The sequence below is a fragment of the Hymenobacter sp. YIM 151500-1 genome, assembly GCF_025979885.1.
In the GTDB taxonomy this organism is placed as follows: domain Bacteria; phylum Bacteroidota; class Bacteroidia; order Cytophagales; family Hymenobacteraceae; genus Hymenobacter.
On sequence record NZ_CP110139.1, the window covers coordinates 1 to 21,645 of the forward strand.

Consider the following 21,645-nt stretch of genomic DNA (forward strand, 5'->3'; position numbering starts at 1 on the left):
ATGCTGAAGGATTGCCGAACGGTATGGGCCAACTGTCTTCGCGTCATCAAGGCAAACATTGGTGAGCAGAGCTTCCGGACGTGGTTTCAACCCATCGTGCCGGTGCAGCTCCACAATAATGTGCTGCTGATTCAGGTGCCCAGCACCTACTTTTACGAGTGGCTGGAGGAGCACTTTGTGGAGGAGCTGAAGCGGGCCATCCACCAGGAGCTAGGGCCGGAAGGGCGCCTGGAGTACAGCATCGTGGTGGACCAGGGCAATGCCCAAACCAAGCCGCGTACGCTTAACCTGCCCACGGCCCGCAAAACCGCTGGTCCACCCTCCGCCGCTACCCCCGCCGCGGCCGTGGCCGCCGGGGCCCTTACTGCCTCGGCCCGCAACGTGGCGGCTGCTGCCGTGGCGCCCGCGCCCACCCCGGCCACCTTGCGCAACCCCTTCGAGGCCAGCAAAACCATTGAGCGCGACTATCTGAAGTCCCAGCTCAACACCACCTATACCTTCGAGAACTACATCGAGGGCGACTGTAACCGGTTGGCGCGGTCGGCGGGCTTGGCGGTGGCCAACAAGCCGGGCACCACTTCCTTCAACCCGCTGATGGTGTACGGAGGCGTGGGCCTGGGCAAAACGCATTTGGTGCAGGCCATCGGCAACCACATCAAAGCCACCAACACGGATAAGTTTGTGCTGTATGTGTCGGCTGAGAAGTTCACGAACCAGTTTATCGAAAGCCTGCGCTCCAACCAGGTGCAGGATTTTGCCAATTTCTATTTGCTGGTTGATATTCTGATTCTGGACGACGTGCAGTTTTTGTCGGGCAAAGACAAAACGCAGGAAATGTTCTTCCACATTTTCAACCACCTGCACCAGGCCGGCAAGCAGATTGTCATGACCTCGGACCGCCCCCCGCGCGACCTGGTGGGGCTGGAGGACCGGCTGTTGTCGCGCTTCAAGTGGGGCCTCACCGCCGACCTGCAAAGCCCGGACTTCGAGACGCGCATGGCCATCATCCAGAATAAAATGCAGCAGGATGGCATCGACATCCCGCCGCAGGTGGTGGAGTACCTGGCCCACTCCGTGAACACTAACGTGCGGGAGCTGGAGGGCGTCTTGATTTCGCTGGTGGCGCAAAGCTCCCTCAACCGCCGCGAAATCGACTTGGAAATGGCCAAGCAGGCCCTGCGCCACATCATTGAAGAGGTGGAAGCCGAGGTCAACCTGGACTTCATTCAGAAAACCTGCGCCGAATACTTCGGCGTGCCCCTGGACCTGCTCAAAGCCAAAACCCGCAAGAAAGAAGTGGTGACGGCCCGGCAGGTAGCCATGTACTTCGCCAAGGAGCACACCAGCCATTCGCTGAAAAGCATCGGCCACCACTTCGGTGGCCGTGACCACAGCACCGTCATCCACTCCGTGCAAACTGTCTCGGATCTGATTGACTCCGACAAAAGCTTCCGCAACACTATTGCCGAGCTACGGAAGAAATTTGCAGGGAAGTAGCCTCACCCCCCGGCCCCCTCTCCCGTGGAGAGGGGGAGCCAGCCGACAGACGTTCGACGCCGCCCCTTCGGCTAGCGCCTCCGGAACGGCTACCGATACTGACGGCAATGAACAGCATAGCCGCATAGCGGCCTACAGGTTTGTAGCCAGATAAGGCAGATAAGTTCAGAGCCGCGTAGCGGTGCAAGAGACGTTCTGGTGTTTCTTGCACCGCTACGCGGCGCCACATTTTTATTGCTTGTTGTTTCTACAATCCTTTGAGCCGCTATGCGGCCACTGTGCTACTACAAGCAGGTAGCCGTTCCGGAGGCGCTAGCCGAAGGGGCGGCGTCGAACGTCTGTCGGCTGGCTCCCCCTCTCCACGGGAGAGGGGGCCGGGGGGTGAGGCTACACCTGCGTGTCGCGCAGCGGGATGTTGTGTTTGGCGGCGAAGGTGCGCACCTGCTCGCGGAGCTGGCGTTTGCGCTTCGTGCCTTTCACCTGGCGCAGGCTTAGGGCGTAGGTGCCGCCTTCCCGGAGCTGCACGCGTAGCTGCTGCGGCACCAGCTCCAGGGAAGTAATGCCCTCGGCCGGAAATGCCTGCTTGGGCCGGAACAGGCCGTCTTTGTGCACGATGTAGGCCGGCGTAAACTCCAGGTAGCTCTGGGTGCCGAACACCGGCGCGTTGTGCACCAGCACGTAGCCCAGGTACACGAGGCTGAACACCAGAAACACGTAGTGCAGAAAGTGCATGTCGCTGGCCCCGGCGCCCGTCACGATAAGCGAAATAGTGTAGCCAATCCAGAGCACGCCCAGGAAAACCTGGCCCCAAAACGGAATGCGCTGGGTATTGGCGGGCTGAAGACGGATGCGGGTAGAATCTGGGTTCATACGGTACGGCAAGTGACAGAGGCCCGCAAAAGTACAGAGTTGCGGGTAGTTGTGCGGGATTGGAATCAGAGGGTACACCGGGGGCAGTGATAGTAGGGTCGGAAGCCGCTACTTTCGCCTGGCCGAGCGAGCTTCTACGTACGGCCGCCGGGCCGGGCGGGGTGTCTCGGCCACGTACCTTTTTCTATGACCTCTTCCCCTTCTCTCACTGAATCTCAGCTGCGGGCCGCCTTGCTGGGCCTGGCCGTGGGCGACGCCCTGGGCGTGCCCGTGGAGTTTGAAAGCCGCGCCCGGCGCCGCCTCGACCCCGTAGTGACCATGCGCGGCTACGGCACCCACTGGCAGCCCCCCGGCACCTGGTCCGACGATGCCTCCCTAACCTTCTGCCTGGCCGAAGCCATTGCCGACGGCTTCACGGTGGGCAAGCTGGCCGAAAACTGCTGCCGTTGGTACTACCAGAACTTCTGGACCCCGCACGGCTCCATATTCGACATCGGCATCACCACCCGTGAGGCCATCATGCGCCTAAAAGCTGATGCAGACCTAATCTTTGCCGGCGCCACCGACGAGTACAGCAACGGCAACGGCGCCCTGATGCGAATTTTGCCCCTGGCTTTTTACCAGGTAGATGCCCCGTTAGAAACTCGGTTTCAACTGATTCAGGACGTGTCGGCCGTAACGCACGGGCATATCCGGTCGGCGGTGGCGTGCTTTCTGTACCTGGAAGTAGCCCGTCACCTGCGCGCCGGCCTGGCCCCGCAGCCGGCCTACGCCGCCGTGTGCCAGGCGGCTCCGGAGCAGCTGCGGCAACTGGCTGTTCCGCCGGCCGAAATTGGCAAGTTTGAGGTGGTGCTCAGTGGCCGCCTCGACACGCTGCCGGAGGCCAGCCTGGCGAGTGGGGGCTACGTGCTGCACACCCTGGAATCGGCCCTGTGGTGCCTGCTGCGCCACAGCTCCTACGCCGAAACCGTGCTGGCCGCCGTCAACCTCGGCGACGACACCGATACCACTGGGGCCGTGGCCGGCGGCCTGGCCGGCTTGTACTACGGCGAAGCCGCCATTCCGCCCGAGTGGCGGTCCGCGCTAGCCCGCCGCGCTGATATTGAGGACCTGGCCGCCCGCGTGGCGGCTGCTACGGTATGAAGCCACAAGGCCGGCCCCGCCCGCCACTACCAGAACAGTAGCTGCGGACGAGGCCGGCCTTGTGGCAAAGTGGGCCACGCTATTTCAGCGTAGCCGAAGCCAGTTGCATTTCAGGCACGGCGCTCAGCACGGCCGACACCGGGCACTGGTCCTTGGCCCGCTGGGCGTACTGCTGAAACTCTTCCTGCGACAACCCATCTACTTCGCCCTCGGTGGTAAGCACGATTTTGGTGATTTTCGGTACCCCGCCCGAGGGGTCCAGCGTCACCTTCGACTCGGTGCGAATCTGCTTCACCTGCTTGCCGTCCTGGGTCAGGATGCTGGTCAGGAACATCGTGTAGCAGCCGGCGTGGGCTGCGCCAATCAGCTCCTCGGGGTTGGTGCCGCGCTGGCCCTCAAAACGAGCCCCCACGGAATACGGCGCTTTCACGGTGCCGCTCTGGGTTGAAATTTCGCCGCTTCCTTTGATGTCGCCGTTCCACACGGCTGTTCCGCGTTGGTTGATCATATGTGCTACTTGAAAAAAGTGGAAAACCTGACTACTGAGTGCAATACGGGAGCAAGTGCGAAAAGTAGATAAAAAATTATGTAGCTACACTGGTCGAGCTTTGTCCTGGGCTTACAAGTAAAGTGGGCGGCAGATGGGAAGCTCGCCAACCAGCTCCGGGCCTGTACCTTTGAGCAAACGTCTGCCAACGCTTTCAGCGTAGCTGAAGCCCGTTTTTTAGATTTTGAATCCTCCGCCTATGGGCCTGAAGTCTACCTTGAGCCGGCCGCTGGCCGCTTATGTTGCCCGCCAGTACGCCCGCTGGCAGCACGACCCCATTGGCACCCAGCAGCGGGTGCTGCGGGAGCTACTGCGGCAAGGCGCCCGCACCCACTTCGGCCGCGACCATGACCTGGGCACGGCCCGCACGGCTCAGGACCTGGCCGCCCGCGTGCCGGTGCGCGACTACGAAGGCCTGAAACCGTATTTCGAGCGAGTAAAGGCCGGCGAGGCCGATGTGCTGTGGCCGGGGAAGCCGCTGTACCTGGCCAAAACCAGCGGCACCACCAGCGGGGCCAAGTACATTCCACTAACCCGTGCCAGCATCCCCAACCACATCAACGGGGCCCGCGACGCCCTGCTGCATTACGTTCATAAAACTGGCAAGAGCCGGTTTCTGGATGGCAAGCTGATATTTTTGTCGGGCTCCCCGGAGCTGGAGACGGTGGGCGGCATCCCGACGGGGCGGCTGTCGGGCATCGTCAACCACCACGTGCCGGCCTACCTGCGCCGCAACCAGCTACCTAGCTACCCGACCAACATCATCGAGGACTGGGAAGCCAAGCTGGACCGCATCGTAGAGGAAACCCTGCCCGCCCCCATGACCCTGATTTCGGGCATTCCGCCCTGGGTGCAGATGTATTTCGACCGGATTGTGGCGCGCACCGGCCGGCCGGTAGGGGAGGTGTTTCCCGGCTTCGACCTGTTCGTGTACGGGGGCGTCAACTTCGAGCCCTACCGCAAAAAGCTGCTGGACACCATCGGGCGGGCAGTGGACAGCGTGGAGCTGTTTCCGGCCTCCGAAGGCTTCCTGGCCTTCCAGGACGAGCCCGGCAACCCCGGCCTGCTCTTGCTGCTGGATGCCGGTATCTTCTTCGAGTTTGTGCCCGCCGAGCGGTTTTTCGAGCCCAACCCGCCCCGCCTCACCCTGGCCGAGGTGGAGCTGGACCAGCAGTACGCCTTGGTACTCAGCTCTAACGCCGGCCTCTGGGGCTACAGCCTCGGCGACACGGTGCGCTTCGTCAGCAAATACCCGTTCCGCGTCGTCGTCACGGGCCGCATCAAGCATTTTCTGTCGGCCTTCGGGGAGCATGTCATCGGCGAAGAAGTGGAGCAAACCCTGCGCGCCGCCATGCAGCAGCACCCGGAGGTGGAGGTAGTAGAATTCACCGTGGCCCCGCGCGTGAGCGACGACCCCGCTGTGCCTTCCCGCCACGAGTGGCTTATCGAATTCGCCCGCCCGCCCCACGATGCCGCCGCCTTTGCCGCCGCCCTCGACACCGGCCTGCGCCAGCGCAACGTTTACTACGACGACCTACTCAGCGGCCACATCCTGGCCCCGCTGCAACTCACGCCCCTACCCACCGGCGCCTTCCAGCGCTACATGAAAAGCCAGGGCAAGCTCGGCGGCCAGAACAAAGTACCGCGGCTGAGTAATGACCGGACGCTGGCCAAGGGGTTACTTGCGGCGGGGTAAGGTGCCGAGGGCGTGGCTTACGCTCTTTATTTGCGCCAGCCGCATTTGATCATCCCTTAAAGCACAGCGTTACAATTTTAACTGTAATGTTCACCCTACTACTAAACTGGTTGCTGTCATTCGGTACTGTGGCATCACCGGCCCCTGGATTCCCAGATGCTCCTGTTATCACTGAAGCCTCGGTGGGCAAGGCCAGGATAGGAATGCCAACAGTTGAATTGCGTAGGTTGTACAAAGGCTGCACGTTTGTGCGAGTCTACGTGGCCAGGTACGGATGGTATGGGGAAGGAGACGAGCCTAAGGGAATTCAAGTTAGCCAAGGCACCCAGCCGCTGTTCGTATACTTCGAGGACTGGGAAAAGCCCGGCAGGATTAGCGGCCTGACTGCCCTGCATCCTACCTATCGAACTCGAAAGAATATTGGCGTGGGCTCTACTTCCGGGGCGCTACGAGTGGCGTTTCCGTCTATCAAAGTTGGACTGGACCCGATGGATGACTACGGGCAGAACTTGCAGATGGCTTCTTTAGATGGCAGTGCCATCACATATACTTTCGCTCGGCAGAAGAACATTGGTAGGTACACGGATGAGGTATTTGAGTCTCCTATCATAGTTACTACCGCCAAAATTTCCTGGATTACTGTTTTTCCGAAGAACGGCCAGAAAAACTAACGTCTCCTTTTGCTTGCATGTAGTCACTAAGCTCTGCCTTCACGCCGCCGCTTAGCCTACATGCTACAGCGCATAGTTGCGAAGCTGCCCTACCTGATCAATAATAGGACGCAGGTGAAGGCTAATAGCCCAGCAGGTATAAAACCCGTATCTTACCTTATGCTCCGCCTCGACCGAACCGCCACTCGCAAAACCACCCTCCACCATGACCAGGACGCCGAGGACGTGGCGTATTGGCTGACCAAAACCCCGCAGGAGCGACTGGCAGCATTGGAGCATCTGCGGGCTACTTCTCTCTGGTTCTATTACCGCCATGACCCTAGCCAATTCCCTGGACCAAGACTACAAAGAGTTTATCGAGTTATTAAACGCGCATAATGTGCACTATATGGTAGTGGGCGGCTATGCGGTGGCCTACCACGGCTACGTACGCCACACCGGTGATATAAACATATGGGTTGAAATAGACCCCGATAACGCGGCGCGCCTGGTGCAGGTAATGCGGGCTTTCGGCTTTGGCAATCTGTACAAAGAGGCGGATTTCTTGCAACGCGGAGGTATTATACAGCTTGGCGTTGCACCCATCCGCATCGATATTCTGAGTGAGGTCGATGGGGTACAGTTCACTGACTGTTTTGCGGCGTGTGAGCCTACTGTCTGGGACGGAGTAGCCATTAACTTTATCAGCCTGGCAGATTTACGGAAAAATAAAGCCAGCACTGGCCGCGCGAAAGATGCCGTTGATTTAAAGCAGCTGGATAAAGTAAAGCGTAAGCCGGGCACCCACTAACCCATGCGCCTCGCCTTCGACCTCGACAATACGCTTATTCGCTGTGGCTATGACTTTCCATTGGACCAGCCGCGCTGGCCACTGTTAGCGCGTTTGCTGGGTGAAGAAGAGCTGCGTCAGGGAATAGCAGAGGCCGTTGCCCACTGCCAACAGCACGGTTGGGAAATATGGGTGTATACTACGTCTTACCGCAGTGCGTGGCATATTCGGCGGTTATTTTGGCTGCACGGCATCCGGCTGCATGGCGTTGTGAATCAGCAACGTCACAACCGACACGTACGGGTCAGTTGTACCAAGCATCCGCCTACTTTCGGCATTGATCTGCTGGTCGATGACTCTGAAGGCGTACGGCTGGAAGGAGAGCGGCACGGCTTCGAGGTGGTAATAGTCAGCCCGCAGAATGAGAAGTGGGTGGAGCAAGTAAAGGCCGCCTTGCTGCACCACAGCTCGACCAAGGCCATTTGAGCTGGCAGCGTCGAAAAAATCGGAGGGCTAAGGCCATAGGGCAGCTAAAAAAGTGCGCCGAAAATTGGCGGAAAGCGGAACGGAGCCCGCCGCAGTTGCAAAAACTGCCAGCCACGGCTAGTCGTGGTCTGCAAATGGGGTGCATAAGGCACTTTTCGCAACTGCTGGGTTCCAGCGGCTTCTGAGGCCGTTGGCGCCGCCCGGAGGCTGAGGGTAGCTTTGATTGGTAGGCCGGAATGTCTGCCGGCCGGTCACCGTACTTATTGCTCAGCCGCCATGAAAACCGTTTACCTCAGTGCCCTGCTGTGCGGGGCCAGTGCCGCCTACGGCCAAACCACCGCCATCAAGACCAACCTGCTGAGCCCCGTTGTGCGGGCCGGCAGCGTGGCCCTGGAGCGGCAACTGAAACCGGGCACTTCATTGCAGCTCCATGCCTTTTACACGCCGGGTACTGGCCGGATACTGGGCGGTACTCGTGTGGAAGGTTACGGCATCACGCCGGAGCTACGGTTTTATGTGGGCGGCCAGCAGCTGACCGGCTTCTACCTCGGGCCTTACCTGCGCTACCAGCAGTTTCGGGTGGTGGAGAAGCTGGAGCCCTGCGACAGCTGGTTTGGCGCGTCCGGTAACTGCGCCACCTGGGGCCAGCCCACGGAGCGGCGGGGTACGTTGCGGGCGTTTGGCGTGGGCATTCTGTTTGGGAGACAGTGGCGGGTAGGGCAGCACTTCATCCTCGACCCGTTCGTAGGCCTGGGCTTCAACGGCAGCGTGGCGGAGACAACCGATTCGTTTGAGAATGACTTCGACAATACCGAGCTCTACAATGGCCTGGAACCCCGGCTGGGCCTGGCTATAGGAGTGGCGTTCTGACCAAAGGCAGCCATCTGAAGCTGCCAATTGCCCGGCAGCGGCTTTCTTTGCGGCCGTGTCCGACCTCAAACCCCACCTTCACGCCGCCTGCCTGGCCTACGTGCAGCAGCGCATAGCTGCGGCCCAGCAGGCCATGCAGGCCGCCCAGGAATCGGCCAACTCCGAGACCAAGAGCAGTGCCGGCGACAAGTACGAAACCGGCCGCGCCATGGCCCACGAGGAGCGCAACCGCAACGCCGTGCAGCTGCAAGAGGCCCTGAAGCTGCACGCCGAGCTGGAGCGCCTCAACCCCGCCGCGCCCTGCGACACCGTGCGGCCCGGTGCCCTGGTCGAAACCTCGCTGGGACGGTTCTACGTGAGCATCAGCGCCGGCAAGCTGGTGGTAGATGGGCAGGAGGTATTTGCCGTGTCGCCGGCCGCGCCGGTGATGGCCGCGCTGGCGGGCAAGCGGGCCGGGGAGCAGGCTGTGTTCAATGGCAAACCAGTGCGGATAACGGCTATTCGGTAGTAAACCTTCGACGCTTCTCGAGTGGCGTGACCCAAGCTCCGGGATGCGCAGCTGACGGCATTGTTCCCTACACAGCCCAATGGGGCCACGCAGCTTACCTACGGCTCGTGTACCTGATGTGCAGCTGCCCGGTGCTGGCCGAGCTGACCCAGGCCCGCAACCGGCAGCTGCAAGCCTGGGTGACGGGTACCGAGGAAGGCGACGTGTGCCGCGGCTCGGTGCGGCTGAAAAAATAGCGGAGCCGGCGCGGGTTGTACCTTTGCCGGCATACCAAGTTTTTCAATGCCTTCCGCTACGTTTCCTAAACGAATTACCTTGCTGGGCTCCACCGGCTCCATCGGCACGCAGGCCCTGAACGTGGTGCGCGCCCAGCCGGGCCGGTTTACCATCACGGCGCTGTCGGCCCACTCCAACGCCGAGCTGCTGATTCAGCAGGCCCAGGAGTTTCGGCCCGCCGCCGTGGTTATCGGCGACGAAAGCAAGCTGGGCCAGGTGCGCGCTGCCCTGGCCCACCAGCCCGAAACCGAGGTGCTGGCCGGCCCCGCCGCCCTAGCCGACGTGGCCGCCCGCCCCGACGCCGACATCGTGCTGACGGCCATGGTGGGTTACGCCGGCCTGCTGCCCACAGTGCGCGCCATCCAGGCCGGCAAAGACATTGCCCTGGCCAACAAGGAAACCCTGGTAGTAGCCGGCCAGCTCATCACCGACCTGGTGCGCCAGCACGGCGTCCGCCTACTGCCCGTCGATTCGGAGCACTCGGCCATCTTTCAGTGCCTGGTAGGGGAGGAGCAGAACCCGATTGAGAAAATCATCCTTACGGCCTCGGGCGGGCCGTTCCGAGGCCGCAGCCGCGAGCAGCTGGCCCAGGTTACGAAGGCCCAGGCCCTGAAGCACCCCAACTGGGACATGGGCGCCAAAATCACCATCGACTCGGCCTCGCTCATGAACAAGGGCCTGGAGGTGATTGAGGCCAAGTGGCTGTTTGGGCTGCGCAACGAGCAGATTGACGTGGTGGTGCACCCGCAGAGCATCATCCACTCCCTGGTGCAGTTCGAGGACGGCTCCCTGAAGGCCCAGCTCGGCCTACCCGACATGAAGCTGCCCATCCAGTACGCCCTGGGCTACCCCCAGCGCCTGCCCAACGAGTTTCCGCGTTTCTCTTTCCTGGACTATCCCCAGCTCACCTTTGAGCCCGCCGATACGGGCACGTTCCGCAACCTGGCCCTGGCCTTTGAGGCCATGCGCCAGGCTGGCAACGCGCCCTGCATCCTCAATGCTGCCAACGAAGTAGCCGTGGCCGCCTTCCTGCGCGACGAAATCGGCTTCCTGGAAATGTCGGAGGTGGTGGAAACGAGCCTCGCGCGGGTTTCGTACCTTGCCGCTCCCTCACTCGACGACTACGTGCTGACCGACCAGGAAACGCGCCGCGTGGCCCAGGAACTGGCCCGCGCCCGCGCTGTCTGACCCATCGGCACTTCTGTGGGCGCCGGTGCGTTGTTTGTGTCATTCCGAGCACAGCGAGGAATCTGGCACGCTGACGCGTGAATGGTTAAGACCGTCGTGCTGAGCCCCGCGAAGCATCTCTACCGCTTCGTCTGGGGCTTGTTCAACGAAGCGGGAGAGATGCTTCGACTTCGCCTCCGGCTGCGCTCAGCATGACTGTTTACCTGTTACCATTTACCTGTTACCTCATCACCTCCTCCCTTCATCACCTCATTCACCTAAAATTCCCTCATTCCTTTGGAAGGATTTATCATGGCCGGGCAAATGCTGCTGGGCCTCTCCATTCTGGTGGGCTTGCACGAGTTCGGACACTTTGCGGCGGCCAAATACTTCAAGATTCGGGTCGATAAGTTTTACATCTTCTTCGACTTCCTGTTTCCGCTGCCCAACGTCCTCAACTTCGCCCTCTTCAAAAAGAAAATCGGCGAGACGGAGTACGGCCTGGGCTGGTTCCCGCTGGGTGGCTACGTGGCCATCCACGGCATGATCGACGAAACCCAGGACGCCAACAGCTTGGCCGCCGAGCCCCAGCCCAACGAGTTCCGGGCCAAACCGGCCTGGCAGCGCCTCATTGTAATGCTGGGCGGCATCATCATGAACGTCATCACCGGCATCGTCATCTTCTCCCTGCTCACCTACACCCAGGGCGAAAGCTACCTGCCAGCATCGGAGGTGCGCTACGGGGTGGTACCTAACGACCTGGGCAAGGCTATTGGCTTCCGGCAGGGCGACAAAATCGTGAAAATCAATGGCCGCCCGTTCCAGGAGTTCAACGACGTGTACAGCCCCGACGTGGTGCTGGGCACCAACGCCTACTACACCGTAGACCGTGCCGGGCAGCTCGTGGATATTCCGGTGCCCGCCAACTTCATGGACCGCCTCGCCGACGACAAGCAGTCGGGCTTCGTGCTGCCTCTGGACCCCTTTGTGGTAAAGGAAGTAGTAGGCAGCAGCCCTGCTGCCCGCGCCGGCCTGCAACCCAACGACCGGATTCTCCAGGTCGGCGGCCAGAAGATTCAGTTTTTCCCCGAGTTGCAACAGGCCCTCAAGCAAGCTGCTGGCAAAACCACGCCCTTGTTGGTAGAGCGAGGCGGCCAGCCGGTTACGCTGCGCGTGAATGTGGATGAGGACGGAAAAATCGGCTTCATGCCCAAGTCCTTGTTGCGCTACGCCACCCGCGAATACGGCTTGCTGGAGTCGATTCCGGTGGGCACCAAGCAGGCCTTTGGGGTGGTGACGACGCAGATGAAGGCCTTTGGTAAGATTTTTAGCGGCGAAGCATCCTTCCGGAAGTCCATCGGCGGGCCCATCGAAATTGCCCAGCAGTACGGCGGCAAGTGGGACTGGCTGCGGTTCTGGACGCTCACCGGGCTGCTGTCCATGGTGCTGGCCTTTATGAACCTGCTGCCCATCCCGGCCCTCGACGGCGGCCACGTGGTGTTCCTGCTCTACGAAATAATAGCTGGCCGCAAGCCTTCGGACAAGTTCTTGGAAAATGCCCAGCGGGTAGGCATGATGCTGATTCTGGGCCTGATGGCCTTCACGCTCATTATCAACCCCATTCTGAAAAAGCTGGCACTGTAAAGCCGTAAGTTGTGACGCCTTGCCCCCAAAGCCGTGCTGCCCGCTGAAGGTGGCACGGCTTTTCGTATCCGGCTGTTTCTCTCGTGGCTACTTTGCTTCCCCATCTATGCCTGTCACCCGCCGCCTGCTACTGCCGCTGCTGCTCCTGCTACCCTTGGCCGTGGCCTGGGCCCATGCCTACCACGCCAGCATCCTGGAAATGCGCCACAACTCGCAGAAGCAGCGCCTGGAAATGGCGTTGAAAATCTTCACGGATGATTTAGAAAAGGCCTTGTCGGAAGGCCAACCCGCTCCCGTGCGCCTCGACGTGACGCCCCGCGCCCAGCTGAACCCGCTGCTGACCAGGCTGCTCACCCGCTCCGTGCAGCTCAGCCTGCGCCCCGGTCAGCCCGCCCAGCCCCTCACGCTGGTAGGGTTGCAGAAGGAAACCGACGCCTACTGGCTCTACTTCACAGCGCCAGCCCCGGCTACCCTCACCGGCCTCACCCTGCACCACCGCCTCCTGCTCGACCTCTTCCCCGACCAGATGAACATCGTCAACCTCGACGCCGGCGGCCACAAGCAAAGCCTGCTGTTTCGGGAAGGCCAGGAAAAGCAGGAGGTGAAGTGGTGAGGCCTCACCCCCCGGCCCCCTCTCCCGCGGAGAGGGGGAGCCTGACGACAGTTGTTCTACGCCGCCCTGTCGGCTCCCGCCTCCAGTACGGCTACCGATACAGATGGCACTGAATTCCCAGCCGCGTAGCGGCCTACAGATTTGTAGAATAGAAATAGGTAAAAAGCTCAGCGCCGCGTAGCGGGGCAAGAAACGGTCAAGCGTCTCTTGCCCCGCTACGCGGCGCTACATTTCTCTACGGGTGACGGCTACAAGCCTTGAGCCGCTACGCGGCCACTGTGCTACTACAGGCAGGTAGCCGTTCTGGAGGCGGGAGCCGACAGGGCGGCGTAGAACAACTGTCGTCAGGCTCCCCCTCTCCACGGGAGAGGGGGCCGGGGGGTGAGGCCCTACCACCCACTGCCCGCCCCCGCGTCCGGCTTCTTATCGTCTTCGGGCTTAATCAGCCGGAACTCTACGCGGCGGTTGGTGCGGGCGTCTTCTTCGGTGGCTTCAATGTCCTTGAGGCGCTGGGTGCTGCCGTAGCCCATGCTTTCGATGCGGTTGGGCTTGAGCTTGCCTTTCTGCTCGATGTAGCGCCGGATAGCCTCGGCCCGGTCCTGCGAGAGGGTCATGTTGAAATCCGGGTCGCCCTTGGTGTCGGTGTGGCCCGAGATGCTGAGGCGGAACGTGGGATGGTCGACCATGAACACGGCAATGCGGTCCAGCACCGGGTGCATGCTGGGCCGGATGGCGGCCTTGTCCTGGTCGAACTCGATATTCTTAAAAATGAGCGGCAGCTTGTAGTCTATCGAGTTAGTCATCAGCTTCATCACCGTGTCGGCTTTCAGCGCAAACTTCTTCTCCACGCTGAAAAAGTCGGGGCTCTGAATCAGCATCACGTAGTGCGAGCCTTCAATCAGGTCGAAGTCGAAGGTACCGTCGTCGCGCAGGTACTTGCTGGCTACCTCAATGCCGTTGTCGGTGTCGATGATGCTCACAATGCCGTTCAGCGGCTTCTGGCTCACCGAGTCAATCAGGGCACCTTCCACGTGGGTGACGGCCAGGGGCTGGGCCTCCATGGGCAGCGGGAAAGAGTAGAGGTCCAGGTTTTTCATTTCCTTTTCCTCCGAGCGGGCGTAGTACAGGCTCTTGGAGTCACCGTCGATGGTGAAATAGTACTCCGAGCCCTTGCCATTCACCAGCGGCCCGATATTGATGGGCTCCTGCCAGCGGCCCCGCGTGCGGTAGGTTTTGTAGATGTCGAAGTCGCCGAAGTTGAGCAGCTGCCCGCGGGAGCTGAAGTAGAGCACGTGGTAGAGCGGGTGGTAGAAGGGGCTAACCTCACTCTCACGGGTGTTTACGGTAGGGCCCAGGTTCTGGGCGCGGCCCCACTGCCCGTTCTTCTGCTTTACCGTAAACCAGATGTCGGACAGCCCGAAGCCCCCGAGCCGGTCGGAGGCAAAGTACAGCGTGTCCTCGCCCGGCGACAAGGTGGGCTGCGAGTCCCAGGCTCCGGAGTTCACGCCCGCGCCCAGGCTCTTGGGCATAGTCCACTGCCCGTCCTTGAACGTGGACACGTATAGGTCGCAGTTGCCGTGGCAGGTGGGACACTCGCAGCGGGCAAAGAACAGCGTCTTGCCATCCTTGCTGATGCAGGCCGAGCCTTCGTTATAGGGCGAGTTGATGGGCTTGGGCAGGGGCTCGGCATCAGTCCACAGCTCATTCTCCCGCCTTGACAGGTACAGGTCCTCATCCACCACGCCGTGAATGCCGCGCATCTTGCGCTTGGAGGAGAAGATCAGCTGGTTGGCGTCGGCGTTGAGCGTGGGGCCGTAGTCCTCAGCCGGAGAGTTTACGGCGTCGCCCATGCTGGTGTACACGCCCTTGGGCGGCCGAAATGAGGCTATGTTCTTGCGGTACTCCACCAGGTCGTAGTACACCTTGAGGGGCACGTATAGGTCGGCGTCTTTTTGCTCCAGGGAGTCGTAGTAGAGCTGTACTTTTTTAAGGTCCTGGCGGCGGTGTTTCAGGGCCAGGCGGTAGTATACCTTGGCCTGGTCGGCGTTGCCGGCCTTTTCCCAGAGCTGGCCCAGGCGCCAGAGCAGGTTGGTGTCGCGGTAGAAATTCTCGATGCCGAACTGCCCCACGTAAGTGCCGAGCAGGTTGCGGGCCGCCGTCCAGTTTTTGCGCTTTTCGGCCCGCTGTATCTCGCGCAGGGCTTTTTTATTGTGGTAATAGGCCAGGCGGTTCACGTTCGGGAAAGTGGGCGTGCCGTCGGCGCGGGGGCGCACGGTGCGCACGCTCAGCTTGCCGGCCGCCGTGCCTTTCTTTTGCTGGGCGCGCAACGCCAGGTGCGGCAGCAGGAAAACTACCAGAAGAACAGAAAAAAAGCGGAGAAAACGCGGCATAACGAAATACAGCACTGCGCCAGCAACGGCCGGCGCGAAAGGCATCAAAAATAGACATTTTTTGATGCGCTGCCTCACTTTCCGGCCGCCTGCCACCACGACCCGGCGCGGCAGCGGCGGAGCGCCGCGTTGGCGGAAATTTTGCCCGTCCGGCGGCCGGCAAGCCATGGCACGGCGCTTGTCCAATCCGTATCTTCGGGCTGCGCTTCGGTGTAAGTACGGCCGCAGGGCCGCTGCCCTGCCACTATGGCACCTGTCCGCCCGCTTGTTTTGCCTCTTTTTGTTTGCATGAGCCAATTTACTTTACCCGAATCGTCCTTATCCACTGTGCTGCTGATGTCCGAAGACCCTGCCGAAGTGGTGTCTATCGTGGCCGCCGACCCCGACCAGACCCTCTCCGGCGACGATGCGCCCGCCGTATTGCCCTTGCTGCCCGTGCGCAACACCGTGCTGTTTCCGGGGGTGGTGCTGCCCGTCACGGTCACGCGCAAAAAGAGCATCCGGCTGGTGCGCAAGGCCTACCGGGGCAATAAAATTGTGGGCGTGGTGGCCCAGAAGAACGGGCAGAGCGACGACCCCGGCCTGCCCGACCTCTACCAGGTGGGCACCATGGCCAAAATCCTGAAGCTGCTGGTGCTGCCCGACGGCAATACCACCATCATCATCCAGGGCCAGACCCGCTTTCAGATTGAGGAGCCGGTGCAAACGACCCCCTACCTCACGGCCCGCGTGAGCTATTTTTCGGAGGCGTTTCCCAATAAAAACTCCAAGGAAGTAAAGGCCCTGGTGTCGTCGCTCAAGGAAGCGGCGGCCAAGATGCTCAAGCTCAACCCCGAAATTCCGCAGGAAGCCCAGGTGGCCCTGGACAATATTGAGTCGCCGGCATTTCTGACTCATTTTCTGTCCTCTAACATCAACGTGGAGGTGGGCATGAAGCAGAAGCTGCTGGAAACCAACGACGGCGTAGAGCGCGGCACCCAGCTGCTGGAATTGATGCTGCGCGAGATTCAGCTGCTGGAAATCAAGCGCGAAATCCAAACCAAGGTCCACACCGACATCGACCAGCAGCAGCGCGACTATTTCCTGCGCCAGCAAATCAAGGTCTTGCAGGATGAGCTGGGCTTCGATGGCCCCGACCAGGAAGTGGAGAAGTTGCGCCAGCGGGCCAAGGACAAGCAGTGGCCCGAGGCCGTGGCCCGCCACTTCGAGAAGGAAATCGACAAGCTCACCCGCATCAACCCCCAGGCCGCCGAGTACCCGGTGAGCCTGAACTACGTGGAGTTTCTACTGGACCTGCCCTGGGCCGAGTACACCAAGGACAACTTCAACCTGAAGCGCACCAAGAAAATCCTCGACGACGACCACTACGGCCTCGAAAAGGTAAAAGAGCGCATTATTGAGTACCTGGCCGTGCTCAAGCTCAAGCAGGACATGAAGGCGCCCATTTTGTGCCTGTACGGCCCGCCCGGCGTGGGCAAAACCTCCCTGGGCCGCTCCGTGGCGCAGGCCCTGGGCCGCAAGTACGTACGCATGAGCCTGGGCGGAGTGCGCGACGAGGCCGAAATCCGCGGCCACCGCAAAACCTACGTGGGCGCCATGCCCGGCCGCATCATCTCTCAGATTAAAAAGGCCGGCGCCTCCAACCCGGTTATCGTGCTCGACGAAATCGACAAGCTGGCCTCCGACTTCCGCGGCGACCCTAGCTCGGCCCTGCTCGAAGTGCTGGACCCGGAGCAGAACTCCACCTTCACCGACAACTATCTGGAAGTGGAGTACGACCTGTCCAAAGTCCTGTTCATTGCCACGGCCAACTCCCTGGATACCATTCAGCCCGCCTTGCGCGACCGGATGGAAATCATCGACGTGACCGGCTATACCCTGGAAGAGAAAACCCAGATTGCTAAGAAGCACCTCTGGCCCAAGCTGCTCCACGAGCACGGCCTGGGCCCCAAGGATGCCAGCATCAGCCCCGCCGCCTTGCAGCGCGTCATCGACGACTACACCCGCGAGAGTGGGGTGCGCAGCCTGGAGCGCAAGCTGGGTGCCGTGGTGCGCAACCTGGCCAAGAGCAAGGCCATGAAAGAGTCGTTCCCGGCCGTGCTGGAGCCCAAGGACGTCAGCCGCATCCTCGGAGCCGCCATCTTCGACCGGGACCAGTACCAGGACAACGAAACCGCCGGTGTAGTCACGGGCTTGGCCTGGACCTCGGTGGGCGGGGACATTCTGTTTATAGAAAGTCTACTGAGCCGGGGCCGGGGCAAGCTCACGCTCAGCGGCCAGCTGGGCGATGTGATGAAGGAATCGGCCGTGACGGCGCTGAGCTACCTGCGCAGCCGGGCCGATGAGCTGGGCATCGACTACCGCCTCTTCGACCAGTACGACCTGCACATCCACTTCCCCGAAGGCGCCGTGCCCAAAGACGGCCCCAGCGCGGGCATTGCCATCTTCACCAGCATTGCCTCGGTGTTTACGCAGCGCAAGGTGCGCAGCCACCTAGCCATGACCGGCGAAATCACCCTGCGCGGCAAGGTGCTGCCGGTGGGCGGCATCAAGGAGAAGATTCTGGCCGCCAAGCGGGCCGGAGTGCGCGACATTATCCTGTGCCCGAAAAACCGCAAGGACATCGACGAAATCCCCGCCGACTACCTCAAAGGCCTCACCATTCACTATGCCGACCGCGTGGACGATGTATTGAAAGTAGCCCTCCTGGAAGAGAAAGTAGCCCACCCCATCAAGCTCGTCGTCCGCGACGAGCCCGCTGCGGCGCCGCTGCCCAGCGTGGAGGTCAACTAGACCACAGATAAAACGGATGATGAACGGATAAAGGTGATGAGCGGATAAAACGGCTGGGCGACGCTTACAAACGGAGGCTGATGCTGCTTGCCTCGGCCTTCGTTTCTAATACGAGCCTACAACAACTCGGAGTCTGACCGCACCTAGCGCCTTGCGTTTCGTCTATTCATCATCCGTTCTATCCGCTCATCATCCTGTTTATCCATTCATCATCCGTTCTATCCGTTCTTCATCTGTTTGATCTGTGGTCTGTATATTTCGTCTGATGACAAAACCAGTACGCCGTATTGCGGGGGTGGGCGCGGGCCTAAGCCTGGTGCTGATTGGGCTGGCCCCGACGGCCCAGGCGCAAATTGGCGGCCAGCGGGCCTTTTCCTTTCTCAACCTGCCCACCAGCGCCAAGCTGGCCGGGCTGGGCGGCGTCAACGTGTCGTCGCGCGACGCCGACGGCACCATGCTCTATGGCAACCCCGCCCTGCTCCACGCCGACATGGACGGCCGCCTGGCCCTGGGCTATGTCGATTATCTGGCCGACATTCGGCAGGCTACGACCGCTTACGTGTTCAACACCGAGCGGGCCGGCCGCTTCGGCCTGGGGCTGACGTACATGAGCTATGGCAAGTTTGAGGAGACGGACGCGGCCGGCAACGTCATCGGCGAGTTTTCGGTGAATGAGTACGCGCTGAGCGTGGCCGATTCGTACACCAGCGGCAGCATTACGGTGGCGGGCACGCTCAAGCTGGGCGTGTCGGGCATAGCCGGCAACCACTCGGTAGCGGCCCTGGCCGATGTAGGCGGCCTGTTCAAGCACCCAGCCCAGGATTTTACGGTGGGCCTGGTAGTGCGCAACGCCGGCTACCAGCTGAAGCCCTACGCCGGTGCCAGCCGGGAGCCTATGCCGCTCGATGTGCAGCTGGGCACTTCCTTCAAGCCCGAGCACCTGCCCCTGCGCTTTTCCATCACCGCCCACCATCTTCAGCGCCTCGACATTGTCTACCTCGACCCCAACCAGCGCGGGCAGCTCGATGAAAACGGCAACGAGGTAAAGCCCAAGAAAAGCCTGGGCGACAAAATTGCGCGCCACTTTGTGGTGGGCGGGGAGCTGCTGCTGAGCAAAAACCTGAACCTGCGCGTGGGCTACAACCACTTGCAGCGCCGCGAGCTGCGCCTGGTCAATGCCTCGGGTGGGGCAGGCTTTTCGGTGGGGGCCATGCTGCGGCTCAGCGAGTTCCAGCTCGACTACACCCACGCCTGGACCCACGTGGCCGGGGGCGCCAACTACCTGACCGTGGCCCGCAACATTAACGCGTTATTCCAGAAGCAGCCGTAGCGGGTTGCGGATCTTTTATAAACGGGCAAACCTTTGACGGCTTCCGTGGGTACTCTGCCAACCTGCCGTTTCTTTTACCTACCCTATTGCACTATGTTGGATTCAGCCGAATTCCTAACCCCGGCTCAGATTGTCGCCGAGCTGGATAAGTACATTATTGGGCAGCACGACGCCAAGCGGCACGTGGCCATTGCCCTGCGCAACCGGTGGCGCCGCCTGCACGCCCCCCTGGAAATGCAGCGCGAAATCGTGCCCAACAACATTCTGATGATTGGCTCCACGGGCGTGGGCAAAACCGAAATTGCCCGCCGCCTGGCCAGCATCTCCGGGGCACCCTTCACCAAAGTAGAAGCCTCTAAGTTTACGGAAGTCGGCTACGTGGGCCGCGACGTGGAGAGCATGGTGCGCGACCTGGTGGAGCAGTCCGTGAACATGGTCCGGCAGCGCCGCAAGGAGGAAGTGAAAGTGCAGGCCGCGCAGGCCGTCGAGGACCTGATTCTGGACGCCCTGATTCCGCCCGTAACCGCCACCAGCAACACCCCCAAGCCGGCGCTGGGCTTCCCTATTGCTGACTCCGAAACGCCGACTTCTGACTACGAGCTGAATGAGCGGACCCGGGAGCGGTTTCGGGAAAAAATTCGGGCCGGGGAGATGGACGACCGAAAAATCGATATTCGGGTGCAGCAAAGCAACGCGCCCGGCATTGGCGTCATCGGTGGCCCCGCGGGCCTCGATGAGGCTTCTATGGCTGGCTTGCAAGACATGCTGGGCTCCATGCTGCCCAAGAAAACCCGCAAGCGCAAAGTCACCATTGCCGAGGCCCGCAAGATTCTGCTCGATGAAGAAGCTGCCAAGCTCATCGACATGGACGAGGTGAAGGACGAAGCCATCCGTCACGCCGAAAACGCCGGTATCATCTTCATCGACGAAATCGACAAAGTAGCCAGCCGCAGTAGCAAGGGCGGCGGTGGCCCCGACGTGAGCCGTGAAGGCGTGCAGCGCGACCTGCTGCCCATCGTGGAAGGCTCGGCGGTGAGCACCAAGTACGGCATCGTCCACACCGACCATATCCTGTTCATTGCCGCCGGCGCCTTCCACGTCAGCAAGCCTTCCGACCTGATTCCGGAGTTGCAGGGCCGCTTTCCCATCCGCGTCGAGCTGCAAAGCCTCACTAAAGACGACTTTTTCCGCATTCTGAAAGACCCCAAAAACGCCCTCACCAAGCAGTACGAAGCCCTGCTGCAAGCCGAGCAAGTGGAGCTTAGCTTCGACGAAGCTGGCCTGGAGCGCCTGGCCGAAATTGCGTTTGAGGTCAACAGCGAAGTCGAAAATATCGGGGCCCGTCGCCTGCACACCGTCATGAGCCGCCTGCTCAACGACATTCTGTTCGACGTGCCAGACCGCATCGGCCCCCACGCCCGCATTCTTATCACCCGCGACCTGGTAGAAGAGCGCCTCCGCGACATGGTTCGCAACCGTGACCTAAGCCAATACATTCTATAGAAAGCGTCGACAAAATCCTGCGGCGCTACATGGCGTGACATCACGCAGCTATTCCCGCCAACTAAAGAGGCAGCTCAGTCTGCCTCTTTCTCATTTTCACCGTATTTCCCGGTACCTACTTCACCCTCTTTCTATGCACTACTACATCATCACCGGTGCCAGCCGTGGGCTGGGCAAGGCCCTGGCCGAAGCCGTGTTGCGCCAGTCCAATACCTCGGTTATTGGCGTATCGCGCCATGCCACCATCGAGCACGCGCGGTACCACCACCAGCCACTTGACTTATCAGACATGCTGGCCGTGCAAAACAACCTGCACAAAGTAGTCCCCCGCTGGCCCGATGCGGAAAGCATTACCCTCATCAACAATGCCGCCGTGCTGGGCGAAATCGGCTATCTGGGGGAGCACCAGAATGAGCACTTTGAGTTTGTATTCGATGTCAATGTGGTGGCCCCCGCCATGCTGATGAACACCTTCCTCAGCGCCTACGGCGGCTTGACAATTCCGCGCACCATTCTCAACATCAGCAGCGGTGCTGCCCAGCGCGCCGTCGATGGCTGGGGCGCCTATTCCGCCTCCAAAGCCGCCCTCGACGCCCTCACCCGTACCGCCCAAAAGGAGCAGGACCTGCGCGGCAGCAACATCCGCATCCGCAGCCTCGCCCCCGGCATCCTCGACACCACCATGCAAGAGCACATCCGCCACGCCGATGCCCACAGCTTCAGCGAAGCCGCCAAGTTCAGGGCCTTCCACGCAGAAAGCAAACTGGCCAAGCCAGATGAGGTAGCAGAAAAAATCGTTGCCTGGCTGCAACGCCCGGCTCGGGTGGGAGAGGATGTGGTGCTTAGAGTGGATACACTGTAAGAGAAAAAGC

The 21,645-nt window shown here is 61.0% G+C and carries 19 protein-coding genes; 16 read left to right on the plus strand and 3 right to left on the minus strand.

The window, feature by feature from the left end:
* Complete coding sequence (dnaA, locus tag OIS53_RS00005) at positions 1-1,497, plus strand: chromosomal replication initiator protein DnaA (RefSeq protein WP_264680332.1); 1,497 nt, start codon at positions 1-3, stop codon at positions 1,495-1,497.
* A 387-nt stretch (positions 1,498-1,884) separates the two neighbouring features.
* Here the strand turns inward: dnaA and OIS53_RS00010 are convergent, their stop codons facing one another.
* Positions 1,885-2,367, minus strand: coding sequence for a hypothetical protein (locus tag OIS53_RS00010; protein ID WP_264680333.1), 483 nt, complete (start codon positions 2,365-2,367; stop codon positions 1,885-1,887).
* A 186-nt stretch (positions 2,368-2,553) separates the two neighbouring features.
* Here OIS53_RS00010 and OIS53_RS00015 point away from each other — a divergent pair, with 186 nt between their 5' ends.
* The gene (locus OIS53_RS00015; protein WP_264680334.1) at positions 2,554-3,510 is read left to right on the plus strand and encodes an ADP-ribosylglycohydrolase family protein; all 957 of its coding nucleotides are present in this window, start codon (positions 2,554-2,556) and stop codon (positions 3,508-3,510) included.
* Between the two features lie 79 nt (positions 3,511-3,589).
* Here the strand turns inward: OIS53_RS00015 and OIS53_RS00020 are convergent, their stop codons facing one another.
* Positions 3,590-4,018: an OsmC family peroxiredoxin gene (locus tag OIS53_RS00020; RefSeq protein WP_264680335.1), complete on the minus strand. Its 429-nt coding sequence runs from the start codon at positions 4,016-4,018 to the stop codon at positions 3,590-3,592.
* 238 nt (positions 4,019-4,256) lie between these two features.
* On the opposite strand from OIS53_RS00020, the gene OIS53_RS00025 reads away from it, so the two are divergent.
* From OIS53_RS00025 to OIS53_RS00070, 10 genes are all read left to right on the plus strand, one after another.
* A complete protein-coding gene (locus tag OIS53_RS00025; RefSeq protein WP_264680336.1) occupies positions 4,257-5,753 on the plus strand; it encodes a GH3 auxin-responsive promoter family protein in 1,497 nt (498 codons plus the stop codon).
* An 86-nt stretch (positions 5,754-5,839) separates the two neighbouring features.
* Positions 5,840-6,424: a hypothetical protein gene (locus tag OIS53_RS00030; protein WP_264680337.1), complete on the plus strand. Its 585-nt coding sequence runs from the start codon at positions 5,840-5,842 to the stop codon at positions 6,422-6,424.
* 313 nt (positions 6,425-6,737) lie between these two features.
* Complete coding sequence (locus OIS53_RS00035; protein WP_264680338.1) at positions 6,738-7,214, plus strand: hypothetical protein; 477 nt, start codon at positions 6,738-6,740, stop codon at positions 7,212-7,214.
* Positions 7,215-7,217: 3 nt separating this feature from the next.
* Complete coding sequence (locus OIS53_RS00040; RefSeq protein ID WP_264680339.1) at positions 7,218-7,679, plus strand: hypothetical protein; 462 nt, start codon at positions 7,218-7,220, stop codon at positions 7,677-7,679.
* Positions 7,680-7,955: 276 nt separating this feature from the next.
* A complete protein-coding gene (locus tag OIS53_RS00045; RefSeq protein ID WP_264680340.1) occupies positions 7,956-8,549 on the plus strand; it encodes a DUF3575 domain-containing protein in 594 nt (197 codons plus the stop codon).
* A 55-nt stretch (positions 8,550-8,604) separates the two neighbouring features.
* Positions 8,605-9,057, plus strand: coding sequence for a 3-oxoacyl-ACP synthase (locus OIS53_RS00050; protein ID WP_264680341.1), 453 nt, complete (start codon positions 8,605-8,607; stop codon positions 9,055-9,057).
* A gap of 107 nt (positions 9,058-9,164) precedes the next feature.
* Complete coding sequence (locus tag OIS53_RS00055) at positions 9,165-9,293, plus strand: hypothetical protein (RefSeq protein WP_264680342.1); 129 nt, start codon at positions 9,165-9,167, stop codon at positions 9,291-9,293.
* 46 nt (positions 9,294-9,339) lie between these two features.
* On the plus strand, positions 9,340-10,521 hold the full coding sequence (locus OIS53_RS00060; RefSeq protein ID WP_264680343.1) for a 1-deoxy-D-xylulose-5-phosphate reductoisomerase: 1,182 nt from the start codon (positions 9,340-9,342) through the stop codon (positions 10,519-10,521).
* A gap of 276 nt (positions 10,522-10,797) precedes the next feature.
* Positions 10,798-12,144 (plus strand): RIP metalloprotease RseP, encoded by a 1,347-nt coding sequence (rseP, locus tag OIS53_RS00065; protein ID WP_264680344.1) that lies wholly within the window; start codon positions 10,798-10,800, stop codon positions 12,142-12,144.
* Positions 12,145-12,250: 106 nt separating this feature from the next.
* Positions 12,251-12,757: a DUF6702 family protein gene (locus OIS53_RS00070; protein ID WP_264680345.1), complete on the plus strand. Its 507-nt coding sequence runs from the start codon at positions 12,251-12,253 to the stop codon at positions 12,755-12,757.
* Positions 12,758-13,146: 389 nt separating this feature from the next.
* Here OIS53_RS00070 and OIS53_RS00075 read toward each other — a convergent pair whose 3' ends face one another.
* A complete protein-coding gene (locus tag OIS53_RS00075) occupies positions 13,147-15,147 on the minus strand; it encodes an OmpA family protein (RefSeq protein WP_264680346.1) in 2,001 nt (666 codons plus the stop codon).
* Between the two features lie 288 nt (positions 15,148-15,435).
* Between OIS53_RS00075 and lon the strand changes: the two genes are divergently transcribed.
* The 4 genes from lon (at position 15,436) to OIS53_RS00095 (ending at position 21,635) form a co-directional block, all read left to right on the plus strand.
* Positions 15,436-17,940: an endopeptidase La gene (gene lon, locus OIS53_RS00080; protein ID WP_264680347.1), complete on the plus strand. Its 2,505-nt coding sequence runs from the start codon at positions 15,436-15,438 to the stop codon at positions 17,938-17,940.
* 265 nt (positions 17,941-18,205) lie between these two features.
* Positions 18,206-19,270, plus strand: a complete 1,065-nt coding sequence (gene porQ, locus OIS53_RS00085) for a type IX secretion system protein PorQ (RefSeq protein WP_264680348.1) — start codon at positions 18,206-18,208, stop codon at positions 19,268-19,270.
* Positions 19,271-19,363: 93 nt separating this feature from the next.
* Positions 19,364-20,773, plus strand: a complete 1,410-nt coding sequence (hslU, locus tag OIS53_RS00090; RefSeq protein WP_264680349.1) for an ATP-dependent protease ATPase subunit HslU — start codon at positions 19,364-19,366, stop codon at positions 20,771-20,773.
* Positions 20,774-20,906: 133 nt separating this feature from the next.
* Complete coding sequence (locus tag OIS53_RS00095) at positions 20,907-21,635, plus strand: SDR family NAD(P)-dependent oxidoreductase (protein ID WP_264680350.1); 729 nt, start codon at positions 20,907-20,909, stop codon at positions 21,633-21,635.
* Positions 21,636-21,645: the final 10 nt, after the last annotated feature.

Coding starts and splice junctions, on each gene's coding strand:
- OIS53_RS00095 (WP_264680350.1), top strand. CDS start 20,907: ATGCACTACTACATCATCACCGGTGCCAGCCGTGGGCTGGGCAAGGCC.
- OIS53_RS00060 (WP_264680343.1), top strand. CDS start 9,340: ATGCCTTCCGCTACGTTTCCTAAACGAATTACCTTGCTGGGCTCCACC.
- porQ (WP_264680348.1), top strand. CDS start 18,206: ATGACAAAACCAGTACGCCGTATTGCGGGGGTGGGCGCGGGCCTAAGC.
- OIS53_RS00025 (WP_264680336.1), top strand. CDS start 4,257: ATGGGCCTGAAGTCTACCTTGAGCCGGCCGCTGGCCGCTTATGTTGCC.
- hslU (WP_264680349.1), top strand. CDS start 19,364: ATGTTGGATTCAGCCGAATTCCTAACCCCGGCTCAGATTGTCGCCGAG.
- OIS53_RS00070 (WP_264680345.1), top strand. CDS start 12,251: ATGCCTGTCACCCGCCGCCTGCTACTGCCGCTGCTGCTCCTGCTACCC.
- OIS53_RS00045 (WP_264680340.1), top strand. CDS start 7,956: ATGAAAACCGTTTACCTCAGTGCCCTGCTGTGCGGGGCCAGTGCCGCC.
- lon (WP_264680347.1), top strand. CDS start 15,436: ATGAGCCAATTTACTTTACCCGAATCGTCCTTATCCACTGTGCTGCTG.
- OIS53_RS00040 (WP_264680339.1), top strand. CDS start 7,218: ATGCGCCTCGCCTTCGACCTCGACAATACGCTTATTCGCTGTGGCTAT.
- OIS53_RS00075 (WP_264680346.1), bottom strand. CDS start 15,147: ATGCCGCGTTTTCTCCGCTTTTTTTCTGTTCTTCTGGTAGTTTTCCTG.
- dnaA (WP_264680332.1), top strand. CDS start 1: ATGCTGAAGGATTGCCGAACGGTATGGGCCAACTGTCTTCGCGTCATC.
- OIS53_RS00020 (WP_264680335.1), bottom strand. CDS start 4,018: ATGATCAACCAACGCGGAACAGCCGTGTGGAACGGCGACATCAAAGGA.
- OIS53_RS00035 (WP_264680338.1), top strand. CDS start 6,738: ATGACCCTAGCCAATTCCCTGGACCAAGACTACAAAGAGTTTATCGAG.
- OIS53_RS00030 (WP_264680337.1), top strand. CDS start 5,840: ATGTTCACCCTACTACTAAACTGGTTGCTGTCATTCGGTACTGTGGCA.
- OIS53_RS00010 (WP_264680333.1), bottom strand. CDS start 2,367: ATGAACCCAGATTCTACCCGCATCCGTCTTCAGCCCGCCAATACCCAG.
- OIS53_RS00015 (WP_264680334.1), top strand. CDS start 2,554: ATGACCTCTTCCCCTTCTCTCACTGAATCTCAGCTGCGGGCCGCCTTG.